Origin of the sequence: Morganella psychrotolerans (genome assembly GCF_001676055.1) — a bacterium.
GTDB classification, from domain to species: Bacteria; Pseudomonadota; Gammaproteobacteria; order Enterobacterales; family Enterobacteriaceae; genus Morganella; species Morganella psychrotolerans_B.
Genome location: NZ_LZEX01000001.1, coordinates 550,476 through 572,852 on the forward strand (window position 1 = coordinate 550,476; position 22,377 = coordinate 572,852).

19 protein-coding genes are annotated in these 22,377 nt (G+C 48.7%); 6 read left to right on the plus strand and 13 right to left on the minus strand.

Annotation, left to right across the window (positions count from 1 at the left end):
* Nucleotides 1–151 precede the first annotated feature (151 nt).
* Nucleotides 152–985 carry an N-acetylmuramoyl-L-alanine amidase gene (locus AYY17_RS02570; RefSeq protein WP_067421028.1) on the minus strand — a complete coding sequence of 278 codons (834 nt, stop codon included), beginning with the start codon at nt 983–985 and terminating at the stop codon, nt 152–154.
* A gap of 120 nt (nt 986–1,105) precedes the next feature.
* On the opposite strand from AYY17_RS02570, the gene AYY17_RS02575 reads away from it, so the two are divergent.
* Nucleotides 1,106–1,804: a glutathione S-transferase family protein gene (locus tag AYY17_RS02575; RefSeq protein ID WP_235845250.1), complete on the plus strand. Its 699-nt coding sequence runs from the start codon at nt 1,106–1,108 to the stop codon at nt 1,802–1,804.
* A 44-nt stretch (nt 1,805–1,848) separates the two neighbouring features.
* On the opposite strand, the gene AYY17_RS02580 is transcribed toward AYY17_RS02575, so the two are convergent.
* Complete coding sequence (locus AYY17_RS02580; RefSeq protein WP_067421030.1) at nt 1,849–2,499, minus strand: CatB-related O-acetyltransferase; 651 nt, start codon at nt 2,497–2,499, stop codon at nt 1,849–1,851.
* Nucleotides 2,500–2,683: 184 nt separating this feature from the next.
* Complete coding sequence (locus AYY17_RS02585; protein WP_067421032.1) at nt 2,684–4,138, minus strand: alanine/glycine:cation symporter family protein; 1,455 nt, start codon at nt 4,136–4,138, stop codon at nt 2,684–2,686.
* Nucleotides 4,139–5,148: 1,010 nt separating this feature from the next.
* Here AYY17_RS02585 and AYY17_RS02590 point away from each other — a divergent pair.
* Entirely contained in the window at nt 5,149–5,325 is a 177-nt protein-coding gene (locus AYY17_RS02590) for a GhoT/OrtT family toxin (RefSeq protein ID WP_067398406.1), read from the plus strand.
* Nucleotides 5,326–5,529: 204 nt separating this feature from the next.
* Here the strand turns inward: AYY17_RS02590 and AYY17_RS02595 are convergent, their stop codons facing one another.
* Nucleotides 5,530–5,730, minus strand: a complete 201-nt coding sequence (locus AYY17_RS02595) for a hypothetical protein (protein WP_067363398.1) — start codon at nt 5,728–5,730, stop codon at nt 5,530–5,532.
* 925 nt (nt 5,731–6,655) lie between these two features.
* On the opposite strand from AYY17_RS02595, the gene satP reads away from it, so the two are divergent.
* Entirely contained in the window at nt 6,656–7,225 is a 570-nt protein-coding gene (satP, locus tag AYY17_RS02600) for an acetate uptake transporter (RefSeq protein ID WP_067398409.1), read from the plus strand.
* Between the two features lie 137 nt (nt 7,226–7,362).
* Here satP and AYY17_RS02605 read toward each other — a convergent pair whose 3' ends face one another.
* A complete protein-coding gene (locus AYY17_RS02605; RefSeq protein ID WP_067421034.1) occupies nt 7,363–7,902 on the minus strand; it encodes a YfaZ family outer membrane protein in 540 nt (179 codons plus the stop codon).
* Nucleotides 7,903–8,246: 344 nt separating this feature from the next.
* Between AYY17_RS02605 and AYY17_RS02610 the strand changes: the two genes are divergently transcribed.
* Nucleotides 8,247–9,689, plus strand: coding sequence for a catalase (locus tag AYY17_RS02610; RefSeq protein WP_067421037.1), 1,443 nt, complete (start codon nt 8,247–8,249; stop codon nt 9,687–9,689).
* A gap of 133 nt (nt 9,690–9,822) precedes the next feature.
* Here AYY17_RS02610 and menE read toward each other — a convergent pair whose 3' ends face one another.
* The 6 genes from menE to AYY17_RS02640 all read right to left on the minus strand — a co-directional run bounded on the left by menE (nt 9,823) and on the right by AYY17_RS02640 (nt 16,945).
* Nucleotides 9,823–11,217 (minus strand): o-succinylbenzoate--CoA ligase, encoded by a 1,395-nt coding sequence (gene menE, locus AYY17_RS02615; RefSeq protein WP_067421039.1) that lies wholly within the window; start codon nt 11,215–11,217, stop codon nt 9,823–9,825.
* The gene (menC, locus tag AYY17_RS02620) at nt 11,217–12,188 is read right to left on the minus strand and encodes an o-succinylbenzoate synthase (protein WP_067421041.1); all 972 of its coding nucleotides are present in this window, start codon (nt 12,186–12,188) and stop codon (nt 11,217–11,219) included. The genes menE and menC overlap by 1 nt, the downstream gene beginning before the upstream one ends.
* Complete coding sequence (gene menB, locus AYY17_RS02625; protein WP_067363426.1) at nt 12,188–13,045, minus strand: 1,4-dihydroxy-2-naphthoyl-CoA synthase; 858 nt, start codon at nt 13,043–13,045, stop codon at nt 12,188–12,190. Before menB ends, menC begins: the two co-directional genes overlap by 1 nt.
* Before the next feature lie 14 nt (nt 13,046–13,059).
* Nucleotides 13,060–13,833 (minus strand): 2-succinyl-6-hydroxy-2,4-cyclohexadiene-1-carboxylate synthase, encoded by a 774-nt coding sequence (gene menH, locus AYY17_RS02630; RefSeq protein WP_067421043.1) that lies wholly within the window; start codon nt 13,831–13,833, stop codon nt 13,060–13,062.
* Nucleotides 13,830–15,500: a 2-succinyl-5-enolpyruvyl-6-hydroxy-3-cyclohexene-1-carboxylic-acid synthase gene (gene menD, locus AYY17_RS02635; protein WP_067421045.1), complete on the minus strand. Its 1,671-nt coding sequence runs from the start codon at nt 15,498–15,500 to the stop codon at nt 13,830–13,832. The genes menH and menD overlap by 4 nt, the downstream gene beginning before the upstream one ends.
* A 107-nt stretch (nt 15,501–15,607) precedes the next feature.
* Nucleotides 15,608–16,945 (minus strand): isochorismate synthase, encoded by a 1,338-nt coding sequence (locus AYY17_RS02640; protein ID WP_067421047.1) that lies wholly within the window; start codon nt 16,943–16,945, stop codon nt 15,608–15,610.
* Between the two features lie 182 nt (nt 16,946–17,127).
* On the opposite strand from AYY17_RS02640, the gene AYY17_RS02645 reads away from it, so the two are divergent.
* Together AYY17_RS02645 and AYY17_RS02650 are read left to right on the plus strand one after the other, a co-directional pair.
* Nucleotides 17,128–18,327, plus strand: coding sequence for an alpha-xenorhabdolysin family binary toxin subunit A (locus AYY17_RS02645; protein ID WP_067421049.1), 1,200 nt, complete (start codon nt 17,128–17,130; stop codon nt 18,325–18,327).
* A gap of 9 nt (nt 18,328–18,336) precedes the next feature.
* The gene (locus tag AYY17_RS02650) at nt 18,337–19,326 is read left to right on the plus strand and encodes an alpha-xenorhabdolysin family binary toxin subunit B (protein ID WP_235845251.1); all 990 of its coding nucleotides are present in this window, start codon (nt 18,337–18,339) and stop codon (nt 19,324–19,326) included.
* Between the two features lie 62 nt (nt 19,327–19,388).
* Here the strand turns inward: AYY17_RS02650 and nuoN are convergent, their stop codons facing one another.
* Together nuoN and nuoM are read right to left on the minus strand one after the other, a co-directional pair.
* The gene (nuoN, locus tag AYY17_RS02655) at nt 19,389–20,846 is read right to left on the minus strand and encodes an NADH-quinone oxidoreductase subunit NuoN (protein ID WP_067421053.1); all 1,458 of its coding nucleotides are present in this window, start codon (nt 20,844–20,846) and stop codon (nt 19,389–19,391) included.
* A gap of 6 nt (nt 20,847–20,852) precedes the next feature.
* Complete coding sequence (gene nuoM / locus AYY17_RS02660) at nt 20,853–22,373, minus strand: NADH-quinone oxidoreductase subunit M (protein WP_067421055.1); 1,521 nt, start codon at nt 22,371–22,373, stop codon at nt 20,853–20,855.
* Nucleotides 22,374–22,377 lie beyond the last annotated feature (4 nt).

Here is a 22,377-nt window from a genome sequence, read left to right on the forward strand (position 1 = left end):
GTGTTCAGATGCGCCATGGCACTTACAGGGTAATGACAAAAAACATTACCCTGTAGTTTGAATGAATAAGGGTGTATACCCAACGTCATTCAGGATGCAGGCAGGCTGAGCGAAGCCAACGAACCTGCAGTTTGAATGAATAAGGGTAATATTATTTAGAGCCATAACGGTAAATTAATGCCTTCGCCCGCGCCAGTGTATCGGCATCCGCAGCACCATTCACTTTATCGGATCGGAAATGCATCTGGAACGCCTTAATAACATTGCGGGTTTTCCCGTCCATTTTACCGGTTACCGCGATATCATAACCATACTGTTTCAGCGCCTGCTGTAACTCACGGACATTTATCTTATCTGACGGATGACGTCCGGCAAGAAAGCGCTGTACATCGCGTGTTTCAGGCCAGGCACCTATTCCGCGCTTTGCCAGATATTCCCACGGAAACATCGGCCCCGGATCCAGTTTACGCTGTGGCGCAATATCACTGTGTCCCACAACATTTTCAGGGCGGATATTATGACGCGCAATAACATCCTGAGCCAGCTTCACAATCAGGTCAATTTGCGCGGTCTGATACGGCAGCCAGCGCTGACCGACGGATAATTTTTCCACACCGAGGTTTACAATCTCAACACCAATGGAGTTTTTATTCAGACTGGTGTCTCCCCGCCAGTAACTTTTTCCGGCGTGCCATGCCTCGCTGCCTTCGGGGATCAGCTGTATTACCACCGGCTTGCCGTCACGCTGCACAGGTATTGTCGGCACCAGATACTGCACACTCACTCCCCCCGCAGTCAGCACACGCAATGATGCCTCATCATTAAGCGCGGTATAATGAAAAACGAGATAATTATTGGGTTTTGACAGCCACGGCTCTTTGATATTCCGCGGATCGACAATAAAATCACCGCGATCAATAAAATGACTCTGATTACTGCATCCTGTTAATACCAGCGCACACACTAAACACACATAACGCCACATCTTTTTTACCTTGTAAAACAAAATGTTATCTTACCCGGTATTGTTACCGGCACTGCGGATCTGTCCCGTCGGTATAACTCACATATTATAATAACAAGGAAAGTATCATTGCGGTGTATTATGACGACTTCACGGCCCGGGCGCTATGCCCTGAAAGCAGGATCAACGGATGTTTTTACTGCTGTTTTTGTTCATACGGAGATTAAAATGGATATTTATACCTACCCGAAATCACGCTCTATCCGCGCAACATGGGTGGCTGAAGAACTTGGCCTTGATTATCAGTGCCACTTTGTCAATGTGCTATCTGCGACAAAACATACGCCCGGAAAAAATAAAAAAGTCCCTGCATTGATTGACGGAGATATGGTTATCTTCGAATCATCTGCTATTTGTATTTATCTGGCACAAGCCTATGGTAACGGGCAGCTTTATCCGCAGGATTTGCGCAAACAAGCCATGGTTAATCAGTGGCTGGCCTATATTATTTCAGAGTTGGAAGCCCCGCTCTGGACTATTCTCAAACATGCGGTTGTCTGGCCGGAAGCCTTACGCAAACCCGCGCTGATTGAACCGGCTAAAGCTGACTTTTTGCGTGCCATCTCACTGATTGAACAAGAGATCAACGGAAAAACATGGCTATGCAATGATACTTTTTCTGTCGCCGATATCTTTCTGTTTCATATATCACGCTGGGCAACAACGCTGGGCCTGCCGCTATCTGAAACACTGACACACTATGTTGCCGCACTTGAGACGCGCCCGGCATTGCACCGCGCCCGTCTGCGGGAAGAAGCTGCGGCAAACACCGCAGGCTAATCATAACCACCCGCAGCTGCGGGTATCTTTACTTATATTCGTATTTATTGCCTGTCCGGATTTTCCGTAAGATCATACTGCTGCGATGCGGCTGTTAACGCCGCGATATCAGAGGCACAAATCAGTGCTTTGAGTGCGGTAAATTTATCTTCCGGCCAGTCATACAGTGCCAGCGCCTTTAATTCCCGGATAGTGTCATCATCAAACCGGTAACGAATTAATGTTGCCGGATTGCCGCCGACAACCGCATACGGCGGCACATCACGGACAACCACACTGTTTGCTGCAATAATCGCGCCCTCGCCAACCGTCACACCGGGCATTATCATCGCCCGCATACCAATCCAGGCACCGTCACCGACATGCGTATCACCTTTGCCGATATACGCGGCATCAATAACATCCTCAAACGGATAAAGGCTGAACCAATCATGGCGGTGTGTATGATTACCGCCCATCAGGATCACGGCTTCGGCTCCGATGCAGACATAATCACCGATGTATAATTTGTCGACATCCCAACTCAGCTGCCAGTCACGGCTGACATCATCGCCCTGTAAATAGCGGACAACCGAGCCCTCAAAACCGTTATCCCAACAATCGCTGTAATAACTGTGGGTGCCTTTAATATGGATATTCGGGTTAGTCACGGTTTCATGTAACCGCTCACAGACGGACCAATGTTTCTGTTTCATGGTAAATCTCACTAATAATCAGACAATTACCACAGAACGCTGTTCTATGGTGATGTATTCACGTTCAAAACACATCACTCCGGGCAATGATTGCCCGCTTCAGACGCAGATTTTTCATCACAGTCTCCGTTTGTAAAAACACCCGCCGAAGCGGGTGCAAAAGAAACGTTTCTGACTATCTCAGCTAATTGGCTTTCTGTTCAACCAGCGGATCGGGAGCATCTTCCCAGATACCATCCTCAACCTGCTTTTGGATTTCAGGGTAAAGATTGATGTCAAAATGCGGTAATTTTCCCGCTTTGCGCTGTTGGTTATAATCTTTTGCCAGCTTAAATGCAACGCCGGACAGCAGCAGAATCGCAATCAGATTAGTCATGGCCATCAGTCCCATCGAGAAATCTGCCATTTTCCAGACTAACGGCATTTCCGATAAAGCGCCAAACATGACCATTCCCAGAGCCGCCAGCCGCAGGACAAAAAGCCCTTTAGTGTGTTTATGCTCAAGGAAAACCATATTGCTCTCTGCATATGCATAGTTTGCAATAATCGAAGTGAACGCAAAAAAGAAGATAGCCACCGCGACAAAAATCGCGCCCCAGTCACCAATCACCGAGCTGAGCGCCAGCTGTGTGATTTCAATGCCGTTCACCTGATCAGGCGGGTTATCCAGTACGCCTGACGACAAAATAATAATCGCCGTCGCACTGCAAATCACAATGGTATCCATAAAGACACCCAGCATCTGGACATAGCCCTGAGCCACAGGATGTGGCGGAAACGGTGCCGCCGATGCTGCTGCATTCGGTGCCGAACCCATACCGGCCTCATTAGAGAACAACCCGCGCTGCACACCATTAATCATCGCCTGTGCCACACCATAACCCACCGCTCCGGATACCGCTTCCTGCAAACCAAACGCACTTTTTATGATAAGCATGAATATTTCCGGCAGACGCTCGGCATAATGCCCCATCACCCAGAACGCGAGGATCAGATAAGCCACCGCCATTACAGGCACAACTAACTCAGCTACCCGGGCAATAGAACGAATACCACCGAAAATAATGATCCCGCAAAGTACCACCAGCCCGATACCGACATACCCCGCATCTGCACCAAATGCCATTTTGGATGCCTGCGCAATGGAGTTAGCCTGAACGGCATTAAATACCAGTCCGAATGCGATAATAAGAAGAACAGAGAACAGCACGCCCATCCAGCGGGCTTTCAGCCCCCGTTCCATATAATAGGCAGGCCCGCCACGGTAGTTTCCCTGATCGTCCCGTGTTTTATAAAGTTGCGCCAGTGTACTTTCAATAAATGAGGTCGCCATACCGATCAATGCGACCACCCACATCCAGAAAATAGCCCCCGGACCGCCTGCTGTAAGTGCGATTGCAACACCGGTCAGATTTCCGGTACCAACCCTGGCAGCCAGGCTGGTACACAGCGCCTGAAATGGCGATATGCCGGATTTATCCGATTTCTTACTGTGCTTTAACACACTGAACATATGTCCGAAGTGACGGAATTGGATAAATCCGGTACGGACAGTAAAATACAATCCGACGCCAAGTAATAAATAGATGAGCAGGTGGTTCCAAAGCAGTCCGTTTAACGTATTAATTATGTCGGTCAAAGTTATACCTCTTTATATTGCTATGGCAGGTTTTCGGCAAATAAATGCCTTAACGAATGACAGGTAATATAGGTGTTGTCATCTCTGAACTATTATTATTGTTTAAAAAAAAGACACCCTCTTATTAAAAATCAACCTGACTTTACCATAAGAGTTATTTTCCTGTATATTTTTTTTATTCATTTTTTTTCGTTTTCTATTTATTCACGTTACTATTTAATGTAAATCAGGAAGCATTGAAAAACAAAGTGAGCACATGAAAATAAAATATAAATACTTTAAAAACATACAGTTAAGTGCTGACCTGGATATATTTAGAATTATACCCCGCTACTTTCAATTTATAACCTTAATCATCAACCTACTTTATCTGAAACAGATGTTTAATTTATTAGCATACTCATTTTGCTATTTTTATTTTATTCATTCATGTTACTTGTTATTTAAATATGACTATTAACCTTAACTCAGGTAAATCATCGCAGACAAAAATGATTATCTTCATCCGCCATAAAACTATTTAAACAGAATTGGTAATAAAAAATTACCTTTGTATTCTCAGGACTAATTTGCCGGGGGATATATTAACACGATTTATTTCGGATGTATTTTCAGCGATTACACATAGGGACACAGGTGAACAAATCACCACTTGCCGGTTCTCTGAAAGCAGAGAACAACCGGTTTGCGCCGAAACCGGAGAGGTAAACATTGCGTTCAGGCACAAACCCGGTAAAAAATGCTTCCCGTGCAGGCAACTTTACGTTAACCTATCGCTATATAATTCGTTATATATCGAGTTGTATGCATTGCTCTTAATATATATACTTTTGCCGGTCAGCTGACCGGCAATTTTTTTATCTGAAAGAAAATATTATTATCGCTGAAGGATAATTGCATTGCGTTATCTCTTTAAATATATACCGGCAGCAAATTTATCATAATTTGTTCTTTTACCGGCCTTTCCTGTGAGGTAGACTACCCACATCAGTTTAACTAATGTAACCGTTATGTCCTCTCTGCAACTCGTACTGACTATCTACGCAACAGGTGGTCTTTTTTCATTTATTCTGACCTTTTTTCTGACAAAAGATCCGAACCCGCTTTTCCGCCTGCTCAGTTGTCTGCTGATAGCCCTGACCTGGCCAATGTCATTGCCGGTGGTTATCCTGTTTTCATTGTTCTGAGCCGGTATCCTGAACGGACAGATGCGGGTTCAGTATCACGGCGGGGAAGCACAAACGAAAATACATAAGGCAGATATAATAAAGGAGTACAACAACCACAGGAAAATAATGTTGTGGCCGTGTCCTCCTTTACTAACATAATGAGTCTGCTGTTGCAGAAAAAGTAAAAGTAATAACACCATTCAAAAATAATAACGTGGACAATCAATCCATCGCATTGATAGCTTTTTCATAAATCACATTCATGAAATCATCATTCTGTTGCTCTGAATATATTTCCAGCATAACCTGAATGGCTTCTTTGGTAACAGGCTCGCCACTTTTACACAAAAGGACAGCCGCCCTGCCAATTACCTGGCAAATTTCTCCATAGACATATGCGTCGCTTACACGTTCTGAAATCATAATTGTGCCTATTTGTCTTATAATATAACTACTCCCCTGTCCGTTCTGTACCGCAGGAAAGGGATTGCTGTTCACTAATGCATCAGTAAAAATAATCTAAAAAATGCTCAATAATTAATTATCGTCACATTGCGATTAATGTTCAAAGAAAAAACATAATATTCAGGTAACACTTTAAAGAAGACATAAGACACTCATTCACTTTCAAAGGTTTACGCTATTTACGTGTTATCCCCGGTTGTTATTGTTACTTCTGAGTTACATTTCGATAAATACTATATCATGCGATATATACTTTTTCGCCACCAATATACATAAATTTATAAAAAAATCCTCATACTCAATAAAAGACTATATTATGATTATCTTAATGAGTGCAGACCACTGCGCCATACTCATTTATGGCTTATATTAATCATACAAAATGTCAATATTTCCTCAACAGGCAGAGATTCACTTTATTACTTAACATTTAGTGTGGATTTTCAGTATTTACACACTACATTCATTATAAGTATTAACCAGTAATCAATAAATGAATATAGGTATTATTTACTTTATGCCTCAAGACGAAAACGTATTGATAGCACAATTTTATTTACCCTAAGATTTCATATCTTCATTTATATTATTATCTGCCCGCGTTATATAATAAATAAATAACCCGAAATTTTGCTTAATCTTATTTAGAATACTCACTGTGTGAGTCAATATCTTTCATTACCCTGAAAGCATGTTCCGGACAGAATCTGCCACATTTTTAAACAAATCTATCGTAAACAAGACATCTTGTTTTACAAAGTATTAATAATTAACATTATCGCTGCCGATACCAGTTTTTTATAGTTGTATTCGCCCTGTTTTCCCATTATGATTCGCGCCTTTGAATAGTGTGTCTCTCTTTTATTTATCTGATTGAGGTTATATGAGCTCTACTCGTATTGCGAATCCCGGCCCGTTAGGCTTACTGGGATTTGGTATGACAACTATCTTGCTGAACGTCCATAATGCAGGATTTTTCCCGATGGCATCCGTTATCCTGAGCATGGGAATTTTCTACGGCGGAATAGCACAGATAATTGCAGGTATTTTTGAGTTTAAGAAAGGAAATACATTCGGCGCGACTGCATTTACCTCTTACGGTTTTTTCTGGATAAGCCTTGTCGGTATCATGGTTATGCCGTCAATGGGATTCGGCGTAGAAACCAGCCATGAATTCCTGGCAGTTTACCTGGCATTGTGGGGTATCTTCTCTTTCTTTATGTTTATCGCCACACTGAAAGCGAACATTGCTCTGAGCACTGTTTTCTTCTTACTGGTTATTTTGTTTGCTTTACTCGTTATCGGGAATGCTACCGGTAATGCAGCAATGCTGAAATTTGCCGGTTATGAAGGGATACTGTGCGGTGCTGTCGCATTCTATCTGGCCATGGCTGAAGTTCTGAATGAACAATACGGCCGGACCATTTTACCGATTGGCGAACGCCACGCGTAATTAACTGAATTACCAGTATTAAAAAACCCGTTCACTTCACAGTAAACGGGTTTTTATTTATTTTCAGTTAAAAATTATACCCAACGTCATTCAGGATGCTGCCCGGACCCTGCAGTTTGAATAAATAAGGGTAATAATCAGAAACTCAGCCCGGCACCCAGATATGCACCATCGGCAATCCGGTTTTCATGACCGTTATTTGATTCCACTTCAATTTTACGATAACCGGCATTCACACTCAGCGGCGCAAACACTGTCCAGTTAGCACCCACGTTCGCTTCTTTATATGAATCATTACCGGATACCAGTGCTGACGGCGCACCATAATATTCACCGTAAACACTCAGAGACGGCATAATACTCCACGCCACACCCACACCGGGAGCAACTGCCAGTCCTTTCTTACCGGAATCCGGATCCAGATACAGCGCTTTCCCGCCGATACTGGCAGAAACAGGGCCTAACGGAAAGGCGAATTTAGCTCTGGCACCGCCGAGCTGACCCGCATGGTCGCTGCGCGCCCAGTTACCATCAAACGATAAGCCGGCATTCGGGTTGCCGAAACCCACATTCATGTCGGTATATTTCTTACCGGCCTGCATACTCATTGATACCGCATTTGCCGCACCAGCAACAAACATCAGTGATGCAGCCGCAGCCGCCATATATTTTTTCATTATGCCACCACATTAAAATCAGACAGGGTTCTGTGCATTTTCTCTGAAATGCTAACCATTTGAAAGTTAATAATTTACGATTTATGTAAAGTTATCTATACCAAGCGTTGTTCAGAATGCCGGTTCGAATAAATAAGGGTATAACCTGAATCAATAGGTCTAACCAATCCATCAAATCGACACATTCTTTTTCCTGTAGTGCTATATTTTATACCAAGTCAAAAATTCAGATAAAAACAATAATGCTCCGCACAATTTCTGACTAACCATACTGCTGATTGTGTACATCGCGCTAATTTCTGCATTTCAGCTTGTTTGTTTCTTTTACCGACTGGAGATATGTGATGAAAAAGAAAGGATTAACCACCGCGGCGGGCGCACCCGTTGTTGATAATAATAATGTGATGACTGCCGGAAAACGTGGACCGATGTTGTTACAGGATGTCTGGTTTCTTGAAAAACTCGCGCATTTCGACCGCGAAGTGATCCCTGAGCGGCGTATGCACGCCAAAGGCTCCGGCGCATTTGGTACATTTACCGTCACTCACGATATCACCCGCTTTACCCGCGCCAAGCTGTTTTCCCAGGTCGGCAAAAAAACCGATATGTTTGCCCGTTACTCAACCGTTGCCGGTGAACGCGGTGCGGCTGACGCCGAGCGTGATATCCGCGGATTTGCGCTGAAGTTTTATACCGAAGAAGGTAACTGGGATATGGTGGGTAATAATACTCCGGTATTCTATCTGCGTGACCCGCTGAAATTTCCGGATCTGAACCACGTTGTCAAACGGGATCCGCGCACTAATCTGCGCAATATGGCGTATAAATGGGATTTTTTCTCGCATCTGCCTGAATCGCTGCACCAGTTAACTATTGATGTCAGTGATCGCGGACTTCCGCAAAGTTTTCGCCATATGCACGGCTTCGGCAGCCATACCTACAGCTTTATCAACAGTGATAATGAACGTTTCTGGGTGAAATTCCACTTCCGTTGCCAGCAGGGAATTGCCAACCTGATGGATGATGAAGCAGAACAGTTAATCGGTAAAGATCGCGAGAGTTCACAGCGTGACCTCTATGATGCCATTGAAAGCGGAGATTATCCGCGCTGGAACCTGCAAATCCAGATAATGCCGGAAACCGATGCGGCAAAAGTCCCGTATAACCCGTTTGATTTAACCAAAGTCTGGCCGCATGCCGATTATCCGCTGATGGATGTGGGCTATTACGAACTGAACCGTAACCCGGAAAATTATTTCTCTGATGTGGAACAGGCTGCATTTAATCCCGGCAACGTAGTGCCCGGCATCGGTTTCTCTCCGGATAAAATGTTGCAGGGGCGTTTGTTCTCCTACGGTGATACACAGCGCTATCGTTTAGGTGTGAACCATAATCAGATACCTGTCAATAAGCCACGCTGCCCGTTCCATAATTATCATCGCGACGGTGCAATGCGTATTGATGGAAACAGCGGCAACAGTGAAACCTATGAGCCAAACAGTGCCGGGCTTTTTCAGGAACAGCCGGATTTCAGCGAGCCGCCATTGTCACTTGAAGGTGCCGCAGATCACTGGAACCACCGCGAAGATACAGATTATTTCAGCCAGCCGCGTGCGCTGTATGAATTACTCAGCGATGCCGAACATCAGCGCATGTTTGCCCGTATCGCCGGAGAGCTTATTCAGGCAGCGCCACAAACGCAGGCACGTCAGATTGATCTGTTTAAACAGGTTCATCCCGGATACGGTGCCGGTGTGGAAGATGCAATGGCAAAACTGAAGAAATAAATACCCTTATTCATTCAAACCGCAGGTTCGTTGGCTACGCTCAGCCAGCCTGCATCCTGAATGACGTCAGGTATATCCTGAATAAACATAAAAGCCGTTGCAGACAAGTCTGCAACGGCTTTTTTATGACAAATTACACGGCGCTGAAACGTGATTGCGCAAGCTCGGTTAATGGCGCTCGCGCACGTTTTATACCACTGCCGGCCTCAGCCGGAGGTAAATCATAGCAGGCGGCCGGGCGCATAAAAGGTGCCAGCTCAGTACGGCACCAGTCACATAACTGCTGCTTCTGGTCTGCTGTCCATTTATCATAGTCACGGATCAAAAAAACCGGTGATGCACCGAACTCCGCACTGGCCACCGGCACAACATAGCATTCGGCTATCAGCGGGTGCTGCATCAGGTGTTTTTCAATAATCTCCGGCTGCACATTCTCGCCGCCGCAGCTGAAAAGATTATCCAGCCGCCCGTCAATCACCAGTTCCCCATCCTGCCAATGCCCTTTATCGCGGGTCGGATACCAGCCCTCTTCTGACGGCAAGGTGTGCAACCCGCCGTCCAGCCAGATCCCGGCGGCAAAACTGTCACCTTTGAGCCAGATTTGCTGTGCATCATCCAGACGGACAGCTTTACCGGACAGCGGCTCACCGACGCCCGGCTTGCCGTCTGCCCGTTTTGCACAGACCGTTGACGCAAATTCTGTCATGCCATAACCGCACCAGCAGCGGATCCCGCGGGCTCGCGCCGCATTTGTCAGAGTAACCGGGATCGCCGCGCCGCCAAGCAATACATCGCGCAGCGGCGGCAGTGTATCCGGTGACTGCAACAGCCGCCAGAGCTGAGTAGGCACCAGGGACGCATGACTGCACCCGCGCAGGGACTGCGCCAGCGTTTCACCTTCTGCCCGTAATACCATCTGCCCGCCCTGCAACAACCAGCGCCAGAGAATCCCCTGCCCGGAGACATGATAAAGTGGCAGGGATAACAGCCAGCTGTCATCTTCCTGATAGTTAAGCAGGGAAACCACACTTTGCGCACTGGCAAAATGCGCGACCGGACGATGCGCGATAGCTTTCGGCAATCCGGTCGAGCCGGAGGTCAGCGTCAGGGTTGCCAGGCGTTTCGGATGCGCAATCACATCCGGTGGCAAACTACCCGTCAGTGCCGTATCCAGTGATTTTAAGCCCTGAACAGTATCGGTATTCTGATGCCGGTCACAGATAAAATCAGCGCCGAGAGAGGCAATAAGTGCCGTCAGCTGTGTGTGCGGCAATGCCGGGTTGAGTATCAGGGTTATCGCACCACAGCGCAGCAATGCCAGAAAATCAATGACCAGCTCCGGGCTGTTTTTGCCGCGCAGCACAACACAGTTGCTCTCGCGTACACCCTGCTGATAAAAACCCGCTGCCCGCGCATCAATACGTGAGACTAATTCTGCCCATGTCAGAGAGATCCCGCCGCAGCGCAGCGCAATATTCTGCGGCGCCTGCGAAGCACGGGAAACCCACGGCCATTCTGCTGTCGGCATTACCATTGTCCTGTGATTGTTAATTCATTTTCCGTAATAAGCGGTAACGGGCTGTCAGGCCACGGGCGCACCAGCTGAGACTGCATCAGAGACAGTGTATCCAGACCCGGAAGGGTGTCAGGTGTCAGCCAGCCGGCAATACGGGCAAGTTGTGTCAGCCCGAAACTGCTTTCAACAGAGGAGCTTATCACGGCCTGTAAACCGGCACGGTGTGCCGCATCAATCAGTTCACGGCAGCGCGTGATGCTGCCGGTCAGTGTGGGTTTGATAACAATCGCCGCCACACCCGGTTGTGCCTGAACGACAAATCCCGGCTCCCGTACAGATTCATCCCAGGCAATCGCTATCCCGGTATCCCGTGCGTAATCTAATGATTCCGCCGGTGTTTTACAGGGCTCTTCGAGGAAATCAATACGGGCGCGGTATTCCGGTGCCACATATTTCGCAAAACCGTCGGCTTTCACCCGGGTCCAGCTGCGGTTGGCATCCAGGCGCAGGCGCAGATCCGGCACCGCTTCCAGCAGAAGATTCACCACCATACCGTCGCGCACCGCTTCATACAGCCCGACTTTAACCTTGGCAATTTTATCACCCTGCATAGCATCCAGCGCGAGGATCAAATCATCCGGGTCACCGGTACACAAGGGTGCTTTACGGGTACTGAGCGCCTCAGGTAATGTGCCATCCAGCTCCGCCAGCGCACAGCTGATGCCGAAAGCCACACTCGGCAGTGTGCTTTCAACCGGATCTGAACCGCTGCACCAGTCAGAGATCCACGCCTGTGCAGCAGACAATGCATCATCCAATGATTCATGACTGAATTCAGGCAACGGGGAGATTTCCCCCCGCCCTTCACTTCCTGCTTCCCGCAGACAGACCAGCAGCCCGTCACGTGTTTTCAGGCGCTGATTGCGCAGAATAACGCCTGCCTCCATCGGCAGGCTGAACCGGTATAAGGTCGCGCTGCGCATTACGGATTACGTTTAAATTTAGAGAAGTCCGGCGCGCGTTTTTCGTTGAATGCGTTGCGCCCTTCCTGGCCTTCATCGGTCATATAGAACAACATGGTGGCATTACCTGCCAGCTCTTGTAATCCGGCCTGTCCGTCACAGTCGGCATTCAGTGCCGCTTTCAGGCAGCGCAGTGCCATCGGGCTGTTTTCCAGCATTTCACGACACCAGCGCACGGTTTCTTTTTCCAGATCCGCGTAAGGCACAACGGTGTTGACCAGTCCCATATCCAGGGCTTCCTGCGCACTGTACTGACGGCAGAGGAACCAGATCTCGCGGGCTTTTTTCTGCCCGACAATCCGCGCCATATACGCTGCACCCCAGCCGCCGTCAAAGGATCCGACTTTCGGTCCGGTCTGACCAAACACCGCGTTATCCGCCGCAATGGTCAGGTCGCACATCATATGCAGCACATGCCCGCCGCCGATGGAATAACCCGCCACCATCGCAACAACCGGTTTAGGACAGGTACGGATATCACGCTGCAAGTCCAGCACGTTGAGGTGATGAACACCGGTATCATCCTGATAGCCGCCGTAATCGCCACGGATTTTCTGGTCACCACCGGCACAGAACGCTTTTTCACCCTGTCCGGTAAAGATAATAGTCCCTATCCCGTCATCATAGCGGGCATTCGCCAACGCACTGATCATCTCTTTGACCGTTAACGGGCGAAAGGCATTGCGGACTTCAGGACGGTTAATGGTAATTTTGGCGATACCGTCTTTCGATTTATGAAAAAGAATATCTTTATAATCGCCGGTGCAATCAACCCATTCAACCGGGGCACAGAGCTGCTCTTCGCTCGGGTACATCATAACGGTGAGTTCCTTTAAACAGAGTGTAATGATAAAAATGTCCGGATTGCCTGTGCAAATGCCGCAGGGTTTGCCTGATGGGTATTATGCCCGGCATCCGGAATTGTCTGTAACGTAAATTGGTGCGCGCGTGCGATGGCACAAAATTTTGTATCCCGTTCACCGCAAATATACAACAACGGGACGGTAAGCTGTTTCAGTGCGTCTGCCAGATCCGGCTGATGCCCCAGAGAAGTATCAGACAGCATGTCCGCAATCGCACATGCATTATGATGCAGATGCTGCGCTACCCGTTGCCTGCGCTGTTCCTCACTGAGATCTGCAAATACCCCCTGACGATACCAGTCATACAGGAAGTCTGCCAGCGGGCGCTCACGTAACTGTTGCGCCAGGCCATTATCATGCAGGAGACGTACATGACGTTCATCCTCTGTGGCAAGCCCGGGGTTTCCCGCTTCAATAATCAGCCCGCGCAGCCCGGCAGGTTTACCGCAAGCGGCATGGTACATTGCCAGCCGTCCGCCGAGGGAATAACCGACCAGCCAGTAATCATCGATACCATTTGCAGAGAGTGTCGCCTGAATCTGCTGATTTACCTGCTCAAAATTTCCCGCACGCACAGAGGCCGACTCTCCGTGTCCGGGCAGGTCAATCACAAGGGACGGATAATCCCCTGCGTTATTAATGATCGGCTGCCACTCTTCTTTGCATCCCCACAGACCATGAAGCCAGACCAGCCGGGGACCTCGTTTTTGCGACATAAATTGCCGCGAGGCAAGTACCGTCATTGCGCCGTCTCACTGACGAGTTGCTGAAGGCAGCGCGCGCCGGTGTCTCCGTCAGTCGTCACTTCAATTACCGTTGCGCAATGCTGTGACCAGGCTTTTTTCAATGTGTCTTTCAGTGACGTCCAGTCACCCGGCGCACTGTAATTGAGGCCGAACATCTGTGCGGCACCGGCAAAACTGACCGATTGCGGCATACAATAAAATTTTTGCCGTTCCTGCTCCGGTGTCGGCAGCATAGAAAAAATCTGCCCGCCGTTATTATTTACGATCAGCAAGACAAAAGGTCCGTTAGTATGACGCAGCAGCGCCAGACTGTTTAAATCATAAAGTGCGGAGATATCCCCGACGACCGCAAGTGTCGGTTTTGCACTGCCGCGCTGAACACCGGCGGCAGTCGAAATCAGTCCGTCAATACCGCTCGCACCCCGGTTACTGTAAACAGGATAACCGCACGGTAACTGTGCAAAGGCATCAATCAGCCGCACAATCAGGCTGTTTCCGGCAAATAAAATGCCCTGCGGCGGCAATAATTCATCCAGGCGGCGGGCTATCTGGGCCTCGCCCCAACCTTCACGCAATGTCTCAGTGACATGTGCGCTCAGTGCCTGCGTCCATTCTGTCAGTTGCGGCGCCCAGGGTGTGCGGCTCTGTGCCGGATGGTCATCCAGCCATTCGCCCACAGAACAATCAAATTTACGTCCGCGATGATTTGCCGGATCCAGGCGCCCGGGAATAGTATCAATTATCCAGAATTCCGGCGGCGTACAGGCGGCCTGCCACTGCAACAGACGTTTACCGGTCAGACTTGAGCCGAACTGAATAATCACATCGGCCTGCGCGAGCACGTCACGGTAACGTGAAGAGGCCAGCCAGAGGTCAGCATGCGGCAGTGATTGCCCGGTCTGGGAAAGCACGTCGCTTATCAGCGGCCAGCCAAGGTTGTCCGCCCACTGACGTAACTGTTTTCCCTCACCGGCCTGCATGCGTCCGGCAATAATCACGCCTTTTTTCTGCCGCCAGAAAAACCAGTCATCGACACTGATAACAGAGGTACAACGGGTCTGCTGTAACCAGGGTTTATCACTCTGCCACCAGTTACCGAGCGGTACCTGCCACTCTTTACCGGTGATCCCGTCATCATCATACAGCGGTTCGGCAAACGGACAGTTTATATGCGCCGCACCATGTTGCAGGCGATTCATGATGTCATCGAGCGAAGAGACAAGCCAGGCGGCTGTAATATCAAAGGTCGGGCGCGGCAAAGCAAGTGTGGCTGATGGATGAGAGGAAAAAATCGTGGTCTGGCGGATAGCCTGGTTCGCGCCACAGTCAATCAGCTCCGGCGGGCGGTCGGCGGTCAGGAAAATAACCCGTTCGCCGGTCAGTCCGGCTTCAATCAGTGCCGGATAAAGATTTGCCACCGCAGTACCGGAGGTCACAATCACTGCTACCGGCATCCGCGTGCTTTTCGCCAGTCCCAGCGCAAGATGCCCCAGCCCGCGTTCATCAAAATGGGTATGGCAGACAAATTTATCGTTTGCCGCCGCAGCCAGTGTCAGCGGTGTTGACCGGGAGCCCGGTGCAATACAGATATGGCGCAGCCCGTGGCGGCTCAGCGCCTCTAAAATCACCTCCGCCCAGCGGCGGTTTAATGCACTGTTTGACATCACTCACCTTCACTAAATCAGTCATTTATCCCAGTGTACGGGTTGATCTGAAAAATACTTTAATACAGTTCAATAAATCAGATGATTATTTCAAAATCAACGCCCTGCTATAGCTCACCCTCAAGCAATGTCCGCAGCCCGGCCGCTTTATTTTCGATTTCGTTCCATTCCGCCTGCGGGTCTGATCCCGCGACAATACCGGCGCCGGCATACAAATCAATCTGGCTGCCATGAATTTGCGCACAGCGCAGTGATACAGCAAATTCACTTTGTGACGGACTGCACCAGCCACCGCTGCCTGCATACCAGTTGCGTTCAAAAGGCTCATTTTTGCGCAAAAATTCCAGAGCGGCAGAACGCGGAAGTCCGGCAACCGCCGCCGTCGGCTGAAGCCGCTGTAAACAATCGCTGTCACGGGGGGCATATAATGTGGCAGAGATAGTCCGGTAAAGGTGCTGAACTTTACGTAAACGGATAACAGTCGCATCACTCACTTTCAGGCTATTTACCGCCCCTTCGAGCCGCTGACAAATATCATCAACCACCACACTGTTTTCATGCACATTTTTTTTATCAGCCAGAAGCCAGCGCGCGGCGGCCTCTGCACGGGCATCATCCGGATCCCCCGCCACCGTACCGGCAAGGGCTTCAGTACAAAGCTGTGCGCCGGTTCTGAGATAAAGCCGCTCCGGCGGGGATGCCATAAACGCATTATCCGGCGCGGTCGCCAGCATATAGTGATAACAGTGATGATTGCAGTCGCGGCTCGCCTGCATAAACGCCAGCGGGCGCACCGGTGAGGAGAGTCTGAGCACGGTTTTGCGCGCGGTAACCACTTTTTCCATCAGGCCGCCTGAAATGGCGGTCACCGCCCCGCGGACCAATTGCATCCACCCGGCTTTATCCGGCTGATGCTCTGCACTGATAACCGTGGTTTCAAGAACCGGCGGAATAACATCGCCGCGCAGTGAACGCAGAAAATTTACGGTTTCCTGCACCGGACGGCGGCTATCGATATTCACCAGAAACTGAATATTGCCCTGCACGCAGCGCAGTTCCGCACGCGGGATAAACAGATAACTGCCGCCGGTACCCTGCTCCGGTGTCGCGGATGATAAGGTATCGAACTGCCAGCTGTTCAGCCCCCAAATCCGGATATTGCTCTGCTCCGGCAATGTATCAAGTACCGCCTGCGCCTCACTGATATGAGTAAAGCGGCACAATTCACCGCACACGGCCGCGGTATCTGTTCCGTCGCGGTGCTGCCAGTAAAATTGCGGATAGCACACCTGTCCGTTCAGCCAGCCCGGCCAGTCCGTCACCGGCAGCGCTGCCTGCAAAGACGGGGGCAGTATCACCGCATACTGATAAATATCATTAGTTTCATTTTTGTTATGGGTTATTTCAGCACAAACCTGAGAAATAAAATCAGAAAAAAGAATCACTGCTTACTCCGGATATGTCAGACACGCGGGTCACGGTGATTATACGGTGAGATAAAAATTATTAAAACCATCCCTTTTTTTTATCGTTGAGTCATACGCATTTTTAAGCAATTAATGCTGAAACCGATGTTATTTCGGCCACATCCACCCGGATTTATGTATCTCATAACAAGGGGATATTTATGCACACACAAGCAATAGCTATTGACAAAATGATTCCAGCAAATGAAGTGGCACCGGCAACATTAAAGCTGCTTCTTAATGAGGAAGATAATACATTCCGTTCCGCCGGAATATTTACCCATGATGATTTAGTACAGATTAAACGCTATATCAATTACGGGCTGACACTTCCGCGGGAACTCGAAGATGTTATTGATTTTATCGGCTACCGTGAAACTGAACTGAGCGGTTTCGAGCCACATAATATACAAACACTGTTTACACATATTTATCAGCATGCGCTGAGTTGGGAATATGTGGAGTCTGCCACCAAACAGCAGGCGATTGATCTGGAGATTACAGGATTCAACATCACCACCACAGGCGACTATATATTAAATGCCATTAATGAGATGCCGGTTATCACTCAGGCAAAAATAACGTTACAGGATCTGTCATCAGATAAATTAAAGAATATAACATACAAAAAACAGGATCATATTATCTCCGGGGAATTGGTGAAAATACTAACTGCAATGAAAGAGGATATTATCGGGGAAAGAATAAAAACGCAGCGTGTAAAAAATATTATCGGCCGGTTCCGCCTGGAACTTATTGGTGGACTGGATGACTCTGATAATGAAATTCCGTCACTGATGTATGAAGTCAAACGTAAACAGAAACAATTACTCAAGAATCAGAGCAATGAGAAAACGGACGGCATTATGTCTGAAATCCGGCTGAAAAATGAGGAAATAGAGATCCTCAAACGGGAATACAGCCAGTTTGTAAAACTGTCATTCTCAGGGCTGGTCGGCGGTATCATTGGTCTGATTATCACCGGCGGCATTTTTGGTTACCGCGCAGAACAGGTACGGCGGCGTAAAAACATACTCATTGAGGAGGTTGCGGGGCTACAGGAAAAAGTCATTGCTCAGCAGGCGATACAAAAGCTGATCATTAAACTGGATAAAGAACTCAGTACACTGGATGGTTATTTCTCCGATGCACATACTGCAATCGACCATCTTGATTTTATGTGGCAGGTCATGCTGACAGAAGTTACCGAATCCCTGAATACCTTTATGCAGATAAATGACGCGTACAGTCTTCTGCAATTTTCATTGCAGCTGAAAAAAATCACACTGCCGTGGCAGCGTGTGCGCGGATACTCAAAAGAACTCCTCGCTATTTTTGACACTGCAATATTAGCCGCTTAACAGGAGGATATGATGATGAATTCTGAGCTTATTCCTGAAGATATTACATTGGCACAAATAAGACACACTATTAATAATATTAATGGTGGAATTGAAACCTTGTCCCTGCCGACCGTTAATTTACACGCACAAATTCATAAAATAAAACGCTGGCAGACCCGCATTCTGAATGCGGTATCCGCTGAGTCCACCACGATTTATTCTCAGTTATACAGCTTTGACCTGGAAAATTTATTTCAAAGTATTTCATCTGATGCAGGCTCAAATCCTCATGCCGCCCCGCATGAAAAACAAATTTATGAATTTTTAATCGGGCAAATTAATACAGTCAATCATTCGGTAAACAGCATTAATAAACAATTTAATGCAGAATATGATGTATCTGCTATTCCGTTGTTACAAGGAAATTTACTTCATTATCAGTCGTATCTTAACCGGACAATTGAAAATGCCTTGCCGAATATTGATAAATTTATCAACGATAAATCCTACTGGGAGGAGAAACTGGCCGTCATTATTCAGTCTGAGGAAATTATCCATCAGCGGGGAATTCAGTCACTCTTTGGCCCGACAACATTACCGACAGCCGAACAACTGAAGAATGTGGAATTATCCTCATCTGAGCGCCTTATTATGAATGAATTGTACCGCGTTATTTCCGCTATTATAAATACGCTGTCCGAAGGTCTGAGTTATATTCAGCTGGTTGAAACCCGTACGATCCTCAGCCAGCGCATTTATGATCTCCACGGCGTTATCCGCAAACTGAAAAATGAGTTGCAACAGATAAAAGACCAGGCACATGAAATCAGTAATGCGCTGGTACTACTTCCGCAACTGAGTGAGTTTGATAACAGAGTCAATGCCGTGCTGCGGTTCTGGTTGCAGAGTGTTCAGCGCTATGAACCGTATGTCAGTAAATCAGTACCGCTGCCCGGGCTGGATACCATTATCCTTGCCCACCGCCGTTATTTTTCCGCGTTCACCGGAATTGCATAAAATAAAGCCCGGCGCTGTCTGCACAGTGCCGGGCTTTTTGCCGTTTTATCCGGTTACCGGGATCAGTATGCTAATACCGCATGACCGACCAGGGTAATAAATGGCTGCGGCCAGAGACCGAAAACCACCACCACAATTGCGGAGAGCAGTACCACAATGCCGCCCGCACTCATCGCCCAGTCTGACGGTGCAATACGTGCCGGTGTTTGTGAGCCACGGATGTAGAGGCTCACCATCATGCGCAGGTAATAATACAGACCTATTGCACTGCCGAGGACAACAGCAGCGGTCAGCCACCACAGCTGCGCATTCACCGCGGTTGCCACAACATAGAACTTACCGATAAACCCGAAGGTCATCGGGATCCCTGCCAGGGAAAGCATCATCACCGTCATCACGGCGGCCAGTATCGGCTTGCGCCAGAACAGGCCACGGTATGCGTGAAGTGAATCAGCATCCGGCCCGCTGTACGGACTGGACATCAGACTGACCACACCAAATGCACCCAGGCTGGCAAACAGATAACCCGCCAGGTAAATCCCTGCGGTTTCTTCTGCCAGTTTCGGGTCATTAATTGCGATAAACGCCACCAGCAGATAGCCCATGTGCGCAACAGACGAATAGCCCAGCATCCGCTTGATACTGTTTTGAGTGATCGCCATCAGGTTACCGAACAGAATCGACGCAATCGCAATCACGGTCAGCACAATACGCAGTGTGTCTGAATCCGCCATCGGTGCCAGCGCCAGCAGGCGCAGAACCGCAGCAAAAATCCCGATTTTACCGGCGGTTGCCAGAAACGTAGATACCGGAGCAGGTGCGCCCTGGTAAACATCCGGCGTCCACAACTGGAACGGGAACAGTGACAGTTTAAAGCCGATACCGACAATCATCATACCCAGACCGACAAGGATCAGCGGCTGATGAAGCTGACTGTCTGCCAGGCTGCGTCCCAGTCCGGCAAAAGAGAGATCACCGGATTCCGCGTACAGCAGCGCCATCCCGAACAGCAGGAAAGACGATGCCGCGGCTGACATCAGCATGTACTTGATTGCCGCTTCCAGCGAGCGCTTCTGTTGCCGCGCGTAGCCGATAAGCCCGAACAGCGGCAGTGTCAGCAGTTCAATCCCGATAAAGAAAGAGGCCAGGTGATCCGCACCCGCGAGCAAAATGCCCCCGAGAGTGGCGATCAAAACCAGCAGGTAAAACTCTTCTTTATTATCCGGATACGTTTTCAGCCACGAATACGCAAATGTCGAGGTGGCCAGTGACGAAATCAGGATAAGCCCGGTGTAAAACATGCTGTAGCCGTCAATATGCACCAGAGGCGTAACATCCATTGCCGGTTGTTGTGCCGTGAAATATAAAGACACCAGCGCAAGGTTCAGACCAACGACCGTCAGTGTGGCATTGATAAAGTGATCGCGTCGCCACGCAATGGACAGCATCACAACCACCACTGTCAACCCGACGATCAGCAGTGGTAAGAGTGCGATCAGTTGTTGAGGAGTTATTGTCATGGCGAATTACAACCCTGTAGTTGAAATGGAAGCAGAATACCACTGCTGAATATTCGCCATCGCGGCCGAAGAGGTATCCAGAACCGGCTGCGGGTAAATACCCAGAATAACCAGCAATACCACTAATAACATCACGATAGAGATTTCACGCAGATTCATGCCTGCAATAGGTTTATCCGATTTGGCTTCGCCGTAATACACCTGCTGCATCATCCACAGTGCATATACGGAAGCAAAAACCAGTCCCGCCGATGAAATTACCGTGATCAGTGTGTAGCTGCCGAAGCTGCCGAACAGGATCATAAATTCACCAACGAAGTTACCGGTGCCCGGCATCCCGAGTGTTGCCACCGCAAAGAACAGGGAGAGTGCAGGCAGATATTTAATCCGTTTCCACAGCCCGCCCATCTGGCGCATATCACGGGTGCCCAGGCGCTCATAAAGCTGACCACACAGAATAAACAGACCTGCCGCAGAAAGACCGTGCGCGATCATCTGCACCACCGCCCCCTGATACGCCAGCATGCTTGCCGAGTAAATCGCGATCAGGACAAAGCCCATGTGCGACACACTGGTGTACGCAATAAGGCGTTTGATATCCGTTTGTTTAAACGCCATCCACGCGCCGTAGAATATGCCGATAACACCCAGCCACATGGCAATAGGTGTGAAATCCGCAGAGGCTTGCGGGAACAGAGGCAGCGCAAAACGCAGCAGACCATAAGCCGCTGTTTTCAGCAAAATACCGGCAAGGTCAACAGAGCCGGCAGTCGGTGCCTGGCTGTGTGCATCCGGCAGCCAGCCGTGCAACGGCACTACCGGCATTTTGACCGCAAAGGCGATAAAGAAGCCCAGCATCAGCAGATACTGCACACCATAGCTCATCGGCGTATTCAGCAGATCTTCATAACCGAAGCTCCACTGACCCGTTGCGTTAAAGTGCACAATCGCCAGCGCCATAATAGAAATCAGCATCACCAGACCACTGGACTGGGTATAGATGAAGAATTTCGTTGCCGCACCAATACGGGTTTTACCGTCAGAGCCGCTGTGTCCCCAGAGTGCGATCAGGAAGTACATCGGCACCAGCATCATTTCCCAGAAGAAGAAGAACAGGAAAAGATCCATTGCCAGGAACACGCCCATCACCCCGCCTAAAATCCACAGCAGGTTCAGATGGAAGAAGCCCTGATACGGCTGGTTTTCACCCCACGAACAGAGGATAGCCAGCAGACCAAGAAGTGCGGTCAGCACCACCATCAGCAGTGATAAACCATCCAGTGCCAGGTGGATATTGATGCCGAAGCGCGGGATCCACGACAGGAAATATTCTGCCTGCCAGTCCGGGATACCTTTCGGGTTAATTAAGCTGTAATTCCCCTGTATCCACAGATACAGAGCAAGAAGTAACGTGATCCCCATCGTCAGCAGCGCTATCCAACGCGGCAACTTTGTGCCGAAGCGCTCGGTCTGCCAGCACAGCAGACCACCGATGAAGGGAATTAAAATCAGCCAGGGTAATAGCATGGCG

What these genes read in the sequence shown, in the direction of transcription:
- AYY17_RS02575 (WP_235845250.1), top strand. Translation starts at nt 1,106, where the DNA reads ATGACGACTTCACGGCCCGGGCGCTATGCCCTGAAAGCAGGATCAACG.
- AYY17_RS02595 (WP_067363398.1), bottom strand. Translation starts at nt 5,730, where the DNA reads ATGATTTCAGAACGTGTAAGCGACGCATATGTCTATGGAGAAATTTGC.
- menH (WP_067421043.1), bottom strand. Translation starts at nt 13,833, where the DNA reads ATGACGGTACTTGCCTCGCGGCAATTTATGTCGCAAAAACGAGGTCCC.
- menD (WP_067421045.1), bottom strand. Translation starts at nt 15,500, where the DNA reads ATGTCAAACAGTGCATTAAACCGCCGCTGGGCGGAGGTGATTTTAGAG.
- nuoN (WP_067421053.1), bottom strand. Translation starts at nt 20,846, where the DNA reads ATGACAATAACTCCTCAACAACTGATCGCACTCTTACCACTGCTGATC.
- AYY17_RS02610 (WP_067421037.1), top strand. Translation starts at nt 8,247, where the DNA reads ATGAAAAAGAAAGGATTAACCACCGCGGCGGGCGCACCCGTTGTTGAT.
- AYY17_RS02645 (WP_067421049.1), top strand. Translation starts at nt 17,128, where the DNA reads ATGCACACACAAGCAATAGCTATTGACAAAATGATTCCAGCAAATGAA.
- menE (WP_067421039.1), bottom strand. Translation starts at nt 11,217, where the DNA reads ATGCCGACAGCAGAATGGCCGTGGGTTTCCCGTGCTTCGCAGGCGCCG.
- AYY17_RS02605 (WP_067421034.1), bottom strand. Translation starts at nt 7,902, where the DNA reads ATGAAAAAATATATGGCGGCTGCGGCTGCATCACTGATGTTTGTTGCT.
- menC (WP_067421041.1), bottom strand. Translation starts at nt 12,188, where the DNA reads ATGCGCAGCGCGACCTTATACCGGTTCAGCCTGCCGATGGAGGCAGGC.
- AYY17_RS02570 (WP_067421028.1), bottom strand. Translation starts at nt 985, where the DNA reads ATGTGGCGTTATGTGTGTTTAGTGTGTGCGCTGGTATTAACAGGATGC.
- AYY17_RS02590 (WP_067398406.1), top strand. Translation starts at nt 5,149, where the DNA reads ATGTCCTCTCTGCAACTCGTACTGACTATCTACGCAACAGGTGGTCTT.
- AYY17_RS02580 (WP_067421030.1), bottom strand. Translation starts at nt 2,499, where the DNA reads ATGAAACAGAAACATTGGTCCGTCTGTGAGCGGTTACATGAAACCGTG.
- satP (WP_067398409.1), top strand. Translation starts at nt 6,656, where the DNA reads ATGAGCTCTACTCGTATTGCGAATCCCGGCCCGTTAGGCTTACTGGGA.
- menB (WP_067363426.1), bottom strand. Translation starts at nt 13,045, where the DNA reads ATGATGTACCCGAGCGAAGAGCAGCTCTGTGCCCCGGTTGAATGGGTT.
- nuoM (WP_067421055.1), bottom strand. Translation starts at nt 22,373, where the DNA reads ATGCTATTACCCTGGCTGATTTTAATTCCCTTCATCGGTGGTCTGCTG.
- AYY17_RS02650 (WP_235845251.1), top strand. Translation starts at nt 18,337, where the DNA reads ATGATGATGAATTCTGAGCTTATTCCTGAAGATATTACATTGGCACAA.